Below are 15,749 nucleotides of genomic sequence, written 5' to 3'. Positions count from 1 at the left end.
TTTACCAATCCATATCAAAACCATAATCTGCCGGGTTAATTTCCCATTTTTCGAGCAAACCTCTGGCTGCCCTCAAGTCATACTGACTGCGGTCCAATTCTCCGGCATTTTCAACCATTGCAATGACCGCATCCAAGCTGGTTTTTGACTCATCTTCTATGCTGTCAATTACATTTAACGCATGGGTTCTGGCAAAAGAATTGGGCGTCATCAATACCTCGGCCAGCGCTTGCAATGCTTTTTCCTTGGCACCCAAGCCATACAATGCTTCAGCTGCAACTGACTTGACATTTGGAGAGGAATCATTTAATGCCGCCTCCAGTTCCTTGATGGCTGACTGGGCTTTTTCTCCCAATATTAACAGCCCTGTCGCTCCCCAATACCGCTCTGCAGCTTCCTGGGAGGACAATAGGTTTATAAGTTGTGGTAAGTTTTCTTCTTTAGCAGTTGAGGCCAAATTGGCTGCTTCTATCAATTGCTCCAAATTGATATCGGAGTTGCGCATATAATCATAGGCAGTGGTCCCTGATGTTCTGTCAATCAACTCCGCTTCAGGAATAAATCCAGTATCATGAATTTCCAACATCCATTCCTTTGCTGCTGCACGCATTCGGATAAGGTCTTCCTTGTATTTAGGGTCGTCGGCCAGGTTATTTACTTCCCAGGGATCATTTTCCGTATCGTACAATTCTTCGGCAGGTTTGGTATTCCAAAAGGCAGATTGGATGGGGTTCAACTCTCCGGCTTTAAAAGCAGCTTGCCAAGACCTGATAGAAGGTGCCCTAAATAAATACTCTAAATACTGACCATAAACCCTGTAAGGGATGTAATTCCGAATGTACCTGAATTTCTGGTCTCGAACTGCCCTACTCATGTCATAGCGCTCATCCATTCTCCCACGAAACATGTACACGTACTCGGGATCTTCTGTTTTCTTCTCTCCCAAAAAGGCTTTGCCCTGTAGGTAGTCAGGAATATCTGTTCCGATAATGCTAAGCAGGGTAGGAAATAAATCCACGAAACTGATCATTCTATCTACCTTATCTCCCGGTTTTTCTGCTGGAAACAAATGCTTGTATTTTTCTGGTATTCTTACGATAAAAGGGACTCTAGTACCTGTTTCATACACATAGCGCTTGCTTCTGGCCAATACCCCCCCATGATCGCCATAATAAAAAACAATGGTATTCTCCGCTTCTCCACTTTCTTCCAATTCTTGAAGAATCTCGCCGATTTTTTTATCCATGTCCTCCACCTTGTCATAATATTGGGCCCAATCATGGCGCATTTCCGGAGTATCCGGATGATAAGGAGGTAATGTAACTTCCTCAGGACTGTGCCTCAGGTCCTCATTGGGAATGGATTTGTGGATTGAACTTTCATGGGAGATGGTACTATTAAAAACAGCAAAAAAAGGCTTCCCTTCAGGTCTGTTTTTATAGTGCGCTTCTTTACTTGAATCGTCCCAAATATTTACATTTTGCGCTGGGTTGATATTGTAGTCTTCCTTGGAATTATTAGTGGCATAATAACCGGCCTCTCGTAATATTTGTGGATAGAACTTCACTTCATCCGATTTGTCATAATAACTCCTCATGTGCTGGTTTCCACCCGAGATCGCGTAAATACCTGTCAAAATAGTATTTCTGGCCGGGGCACAGACCGGTACGTTTGCATAGGCATGGGTATAAAGAAATCCCTCTGCTGCCAAGTCATCCATATTGGGTGTGGTGGCGAATTCATCTCCATAACAGCCAGCTATTGGACTGTTGTCCTCACTGGTGATCCATAAAATATTGGGGAGAGGTAATTCTTCTGCAGGCTTGGCACATCCAAAAAACAATACAAGTAAAAGGGAATATAAGGTCGGTTTCATTTTGGGTTTTGATAATTATTGATGCGAAACTATAAATAAAAACATTTTTTTTGGTTTTATGCAGGGAATGCAAAAAAACACTTGATTCATTGCTTTTGATTTACAAGAATTAATCAAAGTCCAATTTAACCCGAAATCAAGCCATTACCAAAGTAAAATAAATCCAAATGGCTTAGGGTAACTTTGAGAGATATTCATTATTTTTAGTTTACAATGAATCCAATGGCCCATGGAACGATCAACAATTCCTTTCCCAAGTCAATCCCTTTTTAAAGGCAAAAGCCCAGCGATATTTCTCGGCTGTTTGACTTTGTTTATCGGAATGGCCATATTCCAGGATTACCTATTCAGTAGGTTAAACAACACGGGTTTTTACATTAGCGAGTCCCTGCTCTACAATAGTTTATGGGCATTTATACTGCCTTTTGCATTAGTGGAAGGCTATTTCTTAAAACAACTGTATACAAAAAACAGAAGCGCCTTCTTCCTGATAGCTGTAGGGTTTGGAGCGGTATTTAGCCTGACGCACCTCTTGGTTTTTGCCGGCTATTTTGTAACGATAAGCCATTTCCTATACTCACCTACCCATCATTTTTCTCCTATATTTAATACAGCAATTTCAAATCAATTGGCCTTTCTATTCCTGATATACGCCACCATACCCTTTATCTACCGGGCATTTTTAAAGACAAAAGCCCAATCTTTCAAGCCAATTGCTGCCAATTATCCTGAGAAAATAAATATTCGCCTTGGAACAAAAATTACAGCCCTGCCCACGGCCACTATCCAATTTATCACCACCGACAAACCCTATTTGGCCATATACACTGCCGATCAAATGTATTTGTCTGACCTCAGCCTTAAAGCGTTTGAAGCCTTACTCAAGCCTGGGCTTTTTCTGCGCGTTCACCGCTCTAGCATTGTCAACGCTGATTGTATCAAAACCTTAAAATCCAGGCAAAATGGGGATTATGATGCAGCATTGAAAAATGGTAAAACAGTACGATTAAGCAGGCATTTCCGAAGCACCTGGCAGCAGCTCCTCCATTGAGCCTAAGCATTACTCCTTTGGGCAGATTTTAGCAATGTCCTTTGACATGGAATGTTTCTGTACAATTATATTGTACGAAAAGCAGGCCCATGACTCGATTAACAAATGTATTCATTTTACTGTCTTGTTGTTTTATTTCCTTAAGCTGTAACGGACAGCAACCAGGAAATAAAGAGCCCAAAGCAGTTTTAAGCAATGATTTTGATCAATCCCCTCCCCTATTTTACAAAATCCCAGAACGGCTTTCATCCAGTGACACCAGCCCGGGATGGACACAGAAAGGGCAAAAGATAGTATTGACAGGAACGGTATATGAAATCGACGGCAAAACACCCGCTGCCAATACCCTCCTTTATTATTACCACACAGATGTAAATGGCCAATATGCCACCAAAGCATCGGAACCTTTGAACATGCCCAAAAACCAACTCGGACAAACCCACGGCTACATCAGGGGATGGGTAAAAACAGGAAAGGATGGTAAATATGCCATCTACACCGTAATGCCCGGTAGCTATCCCAATGGCAGCGAAGTAGCGCATATTCACATGTACGTTAAAGAAGAAAACAGAGAACCCCCCTATTATATAGATGATTTTGTTTTCGATGACGATAAAGGATTGACAACTGCCAAGAGGGTAAAAATGGAAAATAGAGCTGGAAGTGGTGTGATCCGTTTTGTAGAAAAGGACGGCTTGTGGATCGGAGAACGCAACCTTATTTTAGGCTTAAATATTTCAGATCTGCCTAAAGATAAAGAAGCCATCAATGCATCAGCCAATGAGATTGGAGAACCTATTTTTTCTTTCACCCCCTACCATGCCTATGGACCGGACAAGGGCACAAAGACCTGTCCGGTTTGCAAATACGGTTGGTACCATGGCATTTTGTATTTTGTTGGGGACAAGCCCGATTGGCCGGCTATAGAGAAATGGTTACTTTTTTTGGACAATGAAAGCTTGATAAGGCAAAAGTACCTAAAGGTGTATTTTGTATATGGCAACCAATCCAATTATGTACCCTCGGAAAGAAGGTCTCAGTTGGAGAAATTAGGGTCCCAACTTCAGTTGAAAAGCGTAGCCCTGACTTTCCTGCCTTCTTTTGCAGACACTGTTTCAAATATTCATTTAAACAACATCAACCCAAAAGTTGACAATACCTTTTTGATTTATAAAAGAAGCACCATCATCGACAAATACATCAATTTTGCTCCTACTGAAGAAAATTTCAATAAAATAAAACGTGCTCTGGATCAATCAGCAAATCAATATTTTAAGTTATCCAGACCCAAAATGGAATAAACCGGCAGGCTATTTTAGCGGAAGAGAATAGCTAAAGCATTGTGCTTATCAAACAAGTTTTGGAAGGAAAAGGAGCTAAGCACAGGATATTACCATCGGTTAAGCTCAACATCACCTTACAAGCTTATCAAACAGGAGAAAGCCTAGTTTTTTTATGGCATTTCTTTACTAAAAAGAAATAAAATTCTCTATATTGTATCAAATATTTTTATAGTTTATGTCTACAATACATAGAGGACTTACTGTTACTGTCACTATAGATGAGGACAAGCTGAGTAATGTCAATGCCCTTTTATTTCAATTCCGAAACGATCTTAAAACCAACAGGGATCAATTCGACAAATCATTGCCCAGCACCTTCTTTATCAGTTGGCTGACCCTACCTGCTCAAATCTACAATGAGACGGAGCAACTCCCTGCAAGAATTATTTTAATGACAAGTTATGTCGGGGACAAGCAAGAGCATTTAAATGAATTGGTGAATTTTCTAGAACCCCAACTCAAGCAGGTTTTTGGAGAAAGTCATGAATTCCCTGAAAATTATGCTGGGAAATCGGATATGCTTCAATTTCTAAGTAGTAAAAGTGTAGCCAACACTTTTTATAGTGGGTTTAAGTTCTTGACCACTTCTGATGTGGCAAAGGAAAAAGCACTCAAATCGGCGGTATGGGAATATGCACAGCAATTGAATGCGAGCAAGGATGCTTCCCAGCTCAGCCCTTCTTATATAAAGCAGCAAATTGAAGACTTTGTAGCCAATAACCCGGCCCTACATTGGGCCGTTGAAGAAATTCCTTTTGCCAGAAAAAACAAGGTTCAAATGTTACTTCCTCTGGTGGTATTTGGGCTAATTATGGCAACTTCCATAATCTGTATTGTCCTCTGCTTTTTTATGGACACCCTTTTCGTGAAAATTATGGCCTGGGTTTTCCCCTTATTTGTATCAATAATGGGAGGCTTATTATTGCTACTTCGGCAAAATGAAAAAAATCCCCATATTCCCAATGAGGAATTGTCTGATGATGAAATCAGGAAAATAGTAGCCCTGGAAACCCATCCTGTACTCAATGAAATGACCGTCATTGCTCCCTTAAAAAAAGGATGGGTAAGAAGGGCTTTTCTATACGTCAGCTTAAAATTAGTGGGTCTATTGACTTATTTCACCTATATCCCTACCGTTCATACCGCAAGGTGGTTACAGTTAGACAAGGGAAAAAGACTGGTTTTCATTGCCAACTTTGACAATTTATCTGAGGCCTACGCACATGACTTTGTAGACAGTGAGAAAAGAACCAAAAACATGGCCGTAATCTTTAGCCATGCCTTTGGATTTCCTGCCACTCGCTGGTTGATCCACAAGCAATACAATCACCGAAGCGAATACATGAAAGGGGTCAGGGCCCACCAGAAAATCACCCAATTCTGGTACTCCCATAATCAATATGAAAGCGTGGAAAACCTAAAGAGGAACAGGGCTTTCCGAGAGGGTCTGTTTAAAGAAATGGACGATGAAGCAATAAAAAAATGGCTATTAACGATTTGAAGCTATGGAATTGGAAAAAGAAGACATTCAAGGGCTAATGGTTCGTGGTCATGGTAACCTGACAAGCGCTAGGTTCTTATTGTACAATTGTACGAAACCTGATGCCACCTGCGATTTTTTGAAAGAAATCACCCCTTTAATTACACATGCAGAAGAAAAACCTGAAGATGAAGCCATCCATATTGCCTTTACCTATGATGGACTTGCCTTCCTAAACCTTCCAGAACCTGTTTTAAACAGTTTTTGTAGGGAATTTAAAGATGGAATGTCTGCAGAACAAAGGAGAAGTGTATTGGGAGATATAGGCGAAAATGATCCTGAAAACTGGATCTGGGGCCATGACAGCATCCATTTTTTATTGATGGTATATGCAAAGGATCAGGTCCAACTTGATAAAAGCATGCTCAGGATCAAAGAACAAACGGACCGTTGTGGCATTCAACTTATTCACACCCTCCCTACGGGACTTTTACAGCATCAAAAGGAACATTTTGGATTTAGAGATGATATTTCAAGACCAGTCATTCGGGAACTATTAAAAGAAGCTCCACCTAAGGACTCCACTACTTTTCCTGCGGGAGAATTTATCATGGGCTATAAGAACCTTTACGATGAATATGCGCCTGCTCCCTATGTGCCTCATGAGTTGGACAAAAATGGATTATTACCCTTTCACCCAGATTATCCTGAAAGAAAGGACTTAGGTAAAAATGGTACTTATCTGATATTTAGGCAAATGCAACAAAACGTCCACAGTTTTTGGAATTACATGAAGGAACAAACGGATGAAAAAGCCGCTGCCATCAAACTGGCTAGCAAAATGGTTGGCAGATGGCCGGATGGTTCTCCTTTGGCCCTGTGCCCCATGCAGCCCGATCCCACCCTATCCGAATCCAATAATTTTGGTTTTTGGGACGATGATCAGGCTGGACTCAAGTGCCCTATGGGTGCCCATATCCGAAGAACAAACCCCAGAGATCATCTGGTCACAGAAAAAAGCAAAATAGACTCCTCAGAAATGGCCGCCAAGCACCAAATGCTGAGAAAAGGTAGACCCTATGGTCCTCCCGTGACGCCGGAGCTTGACCCGAATGACATAATGGATTCAAGTGAGGATGAACAAGAAAGAGGGCTCCATTTTATTGCCATGGTTACAGACATTAGGAGACAGTTTGAATTTGTTCAAAACAACTGGGTTAGCTTCCATAAATTTGGAGGCCTGGAAAATGATGCTGATCCAATCATCGGCAACCATTACCAAACCGAGCATTACCGCACCAATGAGTTTAGCGAGCCCAATTACCCCATAAGAAAAAAGTATACAAACCTACCCAATTTCACCTTGATTAAAGGAGGAGCTTATTTCTTTTTCCCCGGTATAAAAGCTTTACAATATATTTCAAGCCATGACTGAAGAACAAAACACAGAGGAAAAGGAAATTCAGGACTTGATCAAAACCATGAAGGATTACCTGGACAAGGAATACCTGGCTGGTAAAAAACTCAGGAATTTTCATCCCAAAATGCATGGCCTATTAAAAGGCAGTCTAAGCATACTCCCTGATTTACCAGAGGAACTAAAGCAAGGGCTCTTTAAAAATCCTGGGGTTTATCAAACATGGATAAGGCTCTCCAATGCACCTCCAAAAGTAAAATCAGACAAGCCTGCCTCCGGAAGAGGTTTGGCCATCAAGGTGCTGGATATTCCCGGGGAAGTAATTGAGCCAGATCCGATAGGCGTGCCTACCCAAAACTTTTTACTAACCACCAGCCCTATTCTGTCCGCCTGGAATATTTCCCTGTACGCAAAGGCCATTAAAGCGGTATTATTCGGGCTTTGGGAGCAAATCAAATTTGCGGTTAACCCTTCCCATTGGAGAAGTATATTCCTGACTTTTAAGTACAGCAAGAAACATGACAACCTGCTTTCACAAACCTATTTCTCAGGAGGAGCCTTTAAGTTTGGTCCAGCCTTATTTGTGAAATTTGTACTGACCCCAAATGATCCCAATCTAGGCTATACCCTGGACCAAGCCAAAGACGACAACTTTCTAAAATCACAATTGATCAAAGACTGTGAAACGAAAGACCATGCCTTTACCTTAAATGTACAAATTCATAAAAGCGATGCGCTCCAACCATTAGAAAACACTTCCATTGCCTGGGAAGGAGCGTTAATACCTGTAGCAAGGCTAGACATACCTCAACAATCCTTTGACATTCCTGAACGTATAAAAATGGGGGAAGAGTTGGAATTTTCTCCATGGATGGGCTTGGAGGAACATGCTCCAGTTGGAGGAATCAACAGGGCAAGAAGAAGGGTGTATAAAGAATTGGCAGCTTACCGGAAAAGTAAGGGAAATGATTAATCTCCAAATCTTTCTCATTTCCAAGTACTTGTATTTATAAATTACTTTTGGTATTTTAGTACAAAGGCCTTATTTCAGGAAGTTAACTGTTTGAATTTTTCCAAAGTAAAAATAGTAAGGCTGAAATTGGGAGTTGAAACCAATTGAGAAAAAGCCTGGCTATGAAAGAGACTTGCATTTCCTTGATTTTTGCTTTTCTGCTTGCTTTTCCCAGTCTGGCACAAGTGCCGATTACGGCCCCAACTTTAGGTCCTCCTGCCAGTCTGCTCAAAAGTTCCCCTGCCGGCTCCTTAGCTACAATGGATCAAATCCCCTTTAAAAAAAATCTACAACAAATCCACTCGCTTAAACAAGCTTATGATTCCTTAAATCAAGAGATCAAAGAATTAAAGACCACAAAAATAGACAGCGCCAGAAAGGACAGCCTGGTCAATGTACTAAAATCCCGTGGGCAAAAAGTACTCGACAAGGAAAAGGAGATGCTACAAAACTTGGTGGCTGACACAAACCCATCAAGCGAAAGTTTAAAAAACTCTTCGAATTACCTTTTAAAGCAGGTGGAAATATCCAAAGGAACATTGCAACAAGCCAGTGACCTATCTGCTGTAGAGGAGATTATCCAGCAAAACGAGGAAAACCTGAAAGCATTCAGTAATGAACGGCTTATGCCTGAACTTAAACAAAAATTAAGCGGAAACCTGAGCAGCAAAATTGATCCACAAAGTACAAATCTGATGGATTATTATGGTAAGGGTGCCATGAAAGAACTTAGCCGAGAGAACGTGGAAGGCTATCTATCCATGGCTAAAGCAAAGTCAATGACTACAGAAAAAACAAAAGCTATTTCCAACGAATACTTACAAAACATTGGCAATAACTACAGCAAAATAAACATGGATTCCCTTGGGAACATTAAAGTGATTGCTCCAAAGAAAACCCTTGAAAAATTTAACCTTAAGGAACCGAACAGCTTAAAAAAGGCGCCATTTTTAGACAGGACAGGTTTATACCTTTGGTATGATCCATTGACCTCATTTGGCGAGGGAATATTTATAGACCTGGGCATAAAATACAGTATGAGCAGTCAGTGGCATTCCTATGCCGGAATCATCGCCAAACGTCAATTTAAAAGTCAAATAGGACCTGTAAGTACAGGTGAGGGAATTAAAGGAGGATTGCGCTTTACCCTAGGGAATTGGTTGCTTCAGGGAGAGTTGGCAAGAAGTAGGATAAGCGTGGCCTATGCCCCGGGTTATGAACACAGAAATTTTGATGGAGTCATTTGGTTATCAGGTTTAGGGGCCGGAAGAGCTATTCCAATGGGGAAAAAGCTTCAATCGGTAGTTTTGCTGACCTGGGATCCCTTATTTAAAGAAAGTCGTGGCTTTTCAACTTCCAGGTTTCAATTTAGAATTGGCTTTGAGATAAATCAACTAAAAAAAATCACACAGGAAATTCCCAGAAACCTGATTCCTTCAAATCCCCGTCCAGTCGCTACTTCCAAAATATTGGATTGACCAGACATTTACAATTGATAAATTCCCTGATGTGAATTACAAATCACAAAGAGCCAGATAGCGTAGTTACAACCTATAGGGAGTCTGTAAGCGTAAATTAATTTTCTGCAACGCGGTTCAACCCCTTACAGGGTAGCGGGTGAAGGATGTAATGGCTTTTCCGTGAGTAAAACTCACGTTTAATATTGTTCAAGTCCTTCAGACTTGGAATAGGAATACTCACCTTTCATAACAAACAATTATCAGAAATGTCCGGAACAATTTTATTTAACAATGTAATCGAAAGAAGCCTGTAGGGCTTCAATAATAATAACCACGGATGAAACCCGTGGACGGCCAACTCCACATCTATTCCTCAACCCCGATAGCGGGTTGAACAATCCTTCTCGTCAAAAAAGGTTTCCAATCATAAATCTCAGCTATTAGGTGTTATAGCTACTTTAAAAGTGCCACGAAATTTGCAAACACTTATCAGAAATGTCAGGGACAGTTTACATAAAAATGTAATAAACTGAGTATGATCTAGGATGATGAAAAAATCGTCATTCCGAGACCTAGACAATATCCAATGCCGCACTCCAGCGGAGTGCAACCTTTGTAGCCCTGGGTAAGCCGACGCAAGAGGTGCGACCCAGGGTCTAAATGAATTGGAATTTGTAAGACATTAGCCTCCAATAAGCTCAACCGTGAAACAGGCTTTTCGCTAATGCCTGCGGCCCCTTTCCCGAGCTTTTTAAAATCTGTCATCGGTAGGCTGAGGAAAGGCTTTGAGTGAAGAAAGCCTTGGGAATCCCCATAAAGACGAGATTGGCACACCCTTTTCCACCTCAAAAACCTTCAAAAAAGGTTCGCAGTGACGATGGAGTCGTTTTTTTAGGACAATTTTAATATCGAACTGAGGATAATCGAAAGAAGCCTGAAGGGCTTCAACAACAATAACCACGGGTAAAAACCCGTGGACGGCCAATTCCACGTCAATTCCTCAACCCCGATATTGGGTTGAACAGAACTTCTCAACACGAGAGTTATTCAATTATAGATCTGGGTAGTTATATTAAATCTAGATCGAAGTCGCTACAACCCGCAAATTCATCAAAATTAAACACTTATTTGCAATCCAAATTAAGAATCCTGTATACGAGACAAAAAGGCATTTTTAAAGGTTTTCCCTCCAAAAAATGCCTGCTGCAGTTCCCAATCCTTAAAGCGTGGAAAGGCTTTCTCCACCCGTTCCCTATACCATGGTTCAACAGAAAGCCCCCAATGAGGAATGGCTCCAAAATCCAGCAACTCTCTCTCCAAACGCTTGAACAAAGGCAAGCTACCGGTCACACCTTTTACACTTACCAGTTCAATCATACAGGTGTCGTGCTGGTTCATCATGGATAAATGGGCATCACACTGTTTGACAAATCGCAAAGAAAAAGGCGCTGCCAAAAGGTGGTGGTAAGGTTGGGCTTCTTCACAAACTTTGATTATCAAGTCTACGGCATCAAATACCTTTTCCAAAGGAAAACCAAATTCTACAGCATAACCATAAAACTTTAACTCTCCCAATCCCTGATCCAACACAAATCGCGAATCATCCTCAAATCCTCCTCCTTCGTCCCCACGATGATCCACCAGTCTATGTATAGAATTATTGGTCATTGCAGGAATGGCCTGATGGTTTTTATTGAACACCCAAGGTGAAAGCCTTCCTGATATGGCTATTCCAGAGATAAATGAGGAAATATAATTCCTCTCTCTTCCCGCCTGCTCTCTAATCCCTTTTTCACTATAATCTCGGGTAGTCACCAAACATTTTCTTTGTTTTCCATCTTCTGTTTCAGCGGTCAGGTCTCGATAAGGGTTGATCAGAACCTCAAAATGTCTGTGGGCATTGATAAATTTATACACATCCACTTTTTGCATTTCAGCTTTGAGCTCTTCCCAATTGTAGCTGATTCTCTCCTCAAAAAGCCTGTAATTGGGTTGGGCCTCCAAAATCATGGAGAACACAATCCCCATGGAACCAATCCCCACCATTACGGCATTGAATTTCTCATCGTCCTGAATCAGTTCAATTCCATACTTTTTAACCTGATCGTCCTTATTGAATTCGGCAGGATCTGTTATCCCATCGCTTGGTTCTACTCTAAAAATCTTACCTCCCTTTCCCACGATGGTCATGGATCTCGCAAAAACTGAAACAGGGCCGATTCCAATTCCTGATCCATGGGTAGAGGTGGCAATCGCTCCACTGATAGACTGAATGCTTGAGCCCCCTTGGTTGATCAAAGCAAAGCCATGATAGGTCAAAGCTTCTATTAGGTGCCTGATCTTGGTTCCTCCTCCAGTTTCAAAAAGGAAATGTTTTTCCACTGATTTTTTATTGCAAAAATTCACTTCTACATCAAAACCATCCTTGTATTCGTTTTTGATCCATTCCTTGGCAATCCGCTGGGTCATGTTCATGTTTTGGGTACAAACCAAAAAATCTTCACACTGGGCCACCGCCGTAAGGGCATGTCCAGAACCTACTGCACGTATTTTTCTGTTTTCTTTTTCTGCATTTTTCACCAACTCACTTACTTCAAACAAGCCTTTATAATCGTAACTTTTGCAGGATTCATGTTTAGGTGAAAAATTATCAAATTCTCCATTTCCAAGTACAAAAAACTTCAGTGGCTCCGAAAAATGGTTGCCATACCAATTGCCCCATTTTTGCCTATGTGGTTTGTCTTTTTCAAACAATTCATCTTTGGTCAACTCCTTATCAAGAGACAATATCACCTTTTCATGATCGGCCATTTTTTTATTCAACTGGGATTCAATCAACCTTCTAATATACCTAGGGGTAACAATAAAATTAATGACACTTACCCAGCGATTTCTTTTTGTTCTGGAGCAATGATGAGTGAGGGTATCGTCCAATACTTCAATATGTGCCGGTACGTTCTTTCGGTTAAAAATCACCTGAACCAATAAGCCAAAAAGTACCCAAGACACTACTGTATTACCTTTCTTCCAGGTAATAAATTTCGTTAATGCGGACATGTATCTAATCTTCTATTTTAAAAACCATTAAACAACTACCTAATTTATCGAAAATATTAAAAACCCACATGATTTATGCTTTATTAATTTCAATTTAAAAACAGTCTTAGTATTGCCATTGGAAATACTGCTTGCTTTACATGGGTTATTCGATATCTTTGTGGCTGTAAAATATGCACGGGGTGCTTGACGAAAGTCAGGCTGAGATAATACCCGGAACCTGATTTGGATAATGCCAACGTAGGGATGCAAGCCAGATTTCCATTTGTAATTTGAAGCTACATTCTACTGGTTTTGTCCGGTCGGATGTTTTTTTTTATAAACGAATTACAAAATGGAAATAGAAAAGCAAAAAATGGGGCTGATCCCTCAGCAACAAAGAAACTGGCAAAACAGACCCGAGTGGTTTTTCAACAGAGACCATACAGACACCTATGAACTTTGGTATGAAGGCCGCTACAAAAGGGCTGAGGTTTGGCAGAAAAAAGTAATGGAACAACTGGTAACCAAGGACAAAAGGGTGAAAACCTTATTGGAATTTGGTTGTGGCACCACCAGATTTACCAGGTGGTGGAAAGAAATAGGCATAGAATCTACCGGAGGAGACATCTCTCCTTTAATGCTATCTCAGGCCATCCATTTGTTTGATGGGGATCTGGTAATGGCTGATTCTCACCACATGCCCTTCAAAGACAATACTTTTGATTCCCTTGCCTTTATCACCACTTTCGAATATTACAAAGATCCTGTTAAGGTCATCCGTGAAGCAGCCAGGGTTGGAAAGTATGGGATTGCCATGGGTATGATGAACAAGAACTCCCCCAAAGTACTTCGCCGCAGGGTGCAACAAGTTTTTGGAAAGAACCCTTTTTATGTTACCGCAACATTTTACACCCCAAAACACCTTATCAGGATTATAGAGGAGGCCTTGGAAGGAAGAGATTACACCATTTCCTGGTCTTGTACCGGCTTACCAAAATGGTTTCCTGTTCAGCAATGGAATATGCCTTATGGAGATTTCTTTGGTCTGTATGTGCAATTTAACGACGTTGAATAGATGAGCGAAAAAGCCGGAAAGATTGATGAAAGATTATTGGGTGACTTTATAACCTCCAATTGTGGAACACCCAATAAAAAGGTACTTGTTGGGCCGGGTTTCGGCATTGACGTATCCATTGTAGAATTGGCTGGAGGACAAGCCATGGCGCTTACCAGTGATCCGCTTTCTCTAATCCCAAGCTTGGGCTTACAAGAATCCGCTTGGCTTTCTGTGCACCTGATGGCCAACGACATGGCCACTACTGGTTTCGCACCACAATTTGGCCAATTTGTATTGAACCTTCCTGCTACTTTGAGCCAGGCTGATTTCAAAATTTATTGGCAATATGTGCACGAGTATTGTTCCAAGTTAGGGGTTGCCATTACAGGAGGCCATACGGGTTTTGTAGAAGGTCAAAATTCTACTATCGCAGGAGGAGGCACATTTATATGCATCGCCCCAAAAGATCAGATGCTGGCGACTCCTAAAGCCCAGGCTGGGGACTGTATTTTGGTAACAAAAGGGGCCGCCATCTCGTCTGCTGCTATTTTGGCCATGAGTTTCCCGAAAACAGTAAGCAACAAACTCGGCAAAGAGGTATATCAAGGAGCTTCGGATTCATTTTACCAAACAAGTTCTATCAAAGATGCACTGACAGCCAGAGGAAATGCAGCCGAAAACAATGTCTCAGCCATGCATGATGTCACCGAAGGTGGCGTATTGGGCGCAATCTATGAGTTGGCCAGTGCAGCCAACTGTGGGGCTGTCATTGAAGAGGATTTGATACCTGTCGGAGCAGTGCAGGAAGCCATTTGTCGCCTTTTCTCCCTTGATCCTTTGCATTGCATTGGAGCAGGTTCCATGCTGATTACTTGCAAAAAAGACCAGGTAGAGAAAATAAAAAGTCGCTTGGCGAATGAAAATATTGCCTGTGCTGAAGTTGGCCAACTAACCGCTGCCGAGGAAGGCATTTCAATCTTCAAACAAGGAGAAAAAACGCCAATGATTTATCAATCTGTAGACCCTTATTGGGAGGCTTTTTTTAGTGCATATAAAAACGGATGGCAATGAAAAAACTAAACTTAAAAGCAGATAAAAGTATTTACTTGGTCATTGATCCTTCTGACAAGCCTGAGGCTGTGCTTTTTCCTATTTTGGAACAGTTGTTTACTTTCCCACTTGCTGCTGTGCAAATTTGGGATCATTTTGGAGAAGGTCAGGATGAAGTCGCATTTACAAGTAAAGTCGTGGAATTGGCTTCGGCTTATAACTTCCCGATTTTGGTAAACAACAGATGGGATTTACTCAAAGTGGAAAATGTGGACGGCATCCATTTGGACAGTCTTCCATCGGATTTATCTTCCATCAGTGAATTTTCGGCTAAAAATCACCTGGTAGGACTGACCGTAAACAATGACTTGGAATTGATCCGACAGGCCGACAAGCTTGGGATGGATTATGTATCCTTTTGCTCAGTTTACCCTACCAAGACCACCCAACATTGTGATTTGGTAAGCTTCGATTCTATCAGAGAAGCAGGTAAAATCACAGACATGCCCCTATTTTTGGCTGGAGGAATCAAAACAGGACATCTTACCGAGCTTCAATCTCTTCCCCACTCGGGAATTGCTTTGATTTCGGGGGTGATGCAAATGGAAAACCCTGTGGCCGCATTGCAAAATTATTTTAATCACTACAATCAAAATAACGATGAGATTATCAACCATTAATAAATTGTGTTGCCCTTTTGATAAAGCCGATCTAGAATTGACAAGTATTACAGAAGATACAGAGAAAAGAATTCTAGAAGGCTGGTTACACTGCAAGGAATGCAAAAGAATTTACCCAATAGTAAAAGGCTTACCCATAATGAATCCGGATGAGTACAGAGAAGTTGATCTAGAAAAACCATTGCTTGAAAAATGGAGCAAACACCTAGAAGGGAAAACGGTTCAGAATTTTCGCTTGATCGAAGGAAACTAAGGGCTATAGTCCATAATCATTTTACCCGGGC

Annotated in this window: 12 protein-coding genes and 1 riboswitch; of the genes, 10 read left to right on the top strand and 2 right to left on the bottom strand. The window is 41.3% G+C overall.

What is annotated here, in order from left to right:
• Window position 1: 1 nt before the first annotated feature.
• A complete protein-coding gene (locus CA2015_RS17250; protein WP_048643029.1) occupies window positions 2–1,876 on the bottom strand; it encodes a sulfatase-like hydrolase/transferase in 1,875 nt (624 codons plus the stop codon).
• 229 nt (window positions 1,877–2,105) lie between these two features.
• Between CA2015_RS17250 and CA2015_RS17245 the strand changes: the two genes are divergently transcribed.
• The 6 genes from CA2015_RS17245 (at window position 2,106) to CA2015_RS17220 (ending at window position 9,657) form a co-directional block, all read left to right on the top strand.
• Window positions 2,106–2,927 carry a LytR/AlgR family response regulator transcription factor gene (locus CA2015_RS17245; RefSeq protein WP_048643028.1) on the top strand — a complete coding sequence of 274 codons (822 nt, stop codon included), beginning with the start codon at window positions 2,106–2,108 and terminating at the stop codon, window positions 2,925–2,927.
• An 89-nt stretch (window positions 2,928–3,016) separates the two neighbouring features.
• Window positions 3,017–4,228, top strand: a complete 1,212-nt coding sequence (locus CA2015_RS17240) for a dioxygenase family protein (RefSeq protein ID WP_053086699.1) — start codon at window positions 3,017–3,019, stop codon at window positions 4,226–4,228.
• Window positions 4,229–4,445: 217 nt separating this feature from the next.
• Window positions 4,446–5,771 carry a hypothetical protein gene (locus tag CA2015_RS17235; RefSeq protein WP_048643027.1) on the top strand — a complete coding sequence of 442 codons (1,326 nt, stop codon included), beginning with the start codon at window positions 4,446–4,448 and terminating at the stop codon, window positions 5,769–5,771.
• 4 nt (window positions 5,772–5,775) lie between these two features.
• Window positions 5,776–7,185: a Dyp-type peroxidase gene (locus CA2015_RS17230; RefSeq protein ID WP_048643026.1), complete on the top strand. Its 1,410-nt coding sequence runs from the start codon at window positions 5,776–5,778 to the stop codon at window positions 7,183–7,185.
• The gene (locus tag CA2015_RS17225) at window positions 7,178–8,140 is read left to right on the top strand and encodes a catalase family protein (protein WP_048643025.1); all 963 of its coding nucleotides are present in this window, start codon (window positions 7,178–7,180) and stop codon (window positions 8,138–8,140) included. Before CA2015_RS17230 ends, CA2015_RS17225 begins: the two co-directional genes overlap by 8 nt.
• A 161-nt stretch (window positions 8,141–8,301) precedes the next feature.
• Entirely contained in the window at window positions 8,302–9,657 is a 1,356-nt protein-coding gene (locus CA2015_RS17220; RefSeq protein ID WP_048643024.1) for a hypothetical protein, read from the top strand.
• 1,122 nt (window positions 9,658–10,779) lie between these two features.
• Here CA2015_RS17220 and CA2015_RS17210 read toward each other — a convergent pair.
• A complete protein-coding gene (locus tag CA2015_RS17210) occupies window positions 10,780–12,696 on the bottom strand; it encodes a D-arabinono-1,4-lactone oxidase (protein WP_048643022.1) in 1,917 nt (638 codons plus the stop codon).
• A 168-nt stretch (window positions 12,697–12,864) separates the two neighbouring features.
• A riboswitch (TPP riboswitch) is annotated at window positions 12,865–12,960 on the top strand.
• A 70-nt stretch (window positions 12,961–13,030) separates the two neighbouring features.
• Between CA2015_RS17210 and CA2015_RS17205 the strand changes: the two genes are divergently transcribed.
• The 4 genes from CA2015_RS17205 to CA2015_RS17190 are packed head-to-tail and all read left to right on the top strand — an operon-like array spanning window position 13,031 to window position 15,718.
• Complete coding sequence (locus CA2015_RS17205; protein WP_048643021.1) at window positions 13,031–13,753, top strand: class I SAM-dependent methyltransferase; 723 nt, start codon at window positions 13,031–13,033, stop codon at window positions 13,751–13,753.
• Entirely contained in the window at window positions 13,754–14,806 is a 1,053-nt protein-coding gene (locus CA2015_RS17200) for an AIR synthase-related protein (RefSeq protein ID WP_048643020.1), read from the top strand.
• Window positions 14,803–15,465, top strand: a complete 663-nt coding sequence (locus CA2015_RS17195; protein WP_048643019.1) for a thiamine phosphate synthase — start codon at window positions 14,803–14,805, stop codon at window positions 15,463–15,465. Before CA2015_RS17200 ends, CA2015_RS17195 begins: the two co-directional genes overlap by 4 nt.
• Entirely contained in the window at window positions 15,446–15,718 is a 273-nt protein-coding gene (locus CA2015_RS17190) for a Trm112 family protein (protein WP_048643018.1), read from the top strand. Before CA2015_RS17195 ends, CA2015_RS17190 begins: the two co-directional genes overlap by 20 nt.
• Window positions 15,719–15,749: the final 31 nt, after the last annotated feature.

It is taken from the genome of Cyclobacterium amurskyense, assembly GCF_001050135.1.
In the GTDB taxonomy this organism is placed as follows: Bacteria; Bacteroidota; Bacteroidia; order Cytophagales; family Cyclobacteriaceae; genus Cyclobacterium; species Cyclobacterium amurskyense.
The sequence above is the reverse complement of the archived record's forward strand: the minus strand, read 5'-3'. Positions and strand labels throughout refer to the sequence as shown.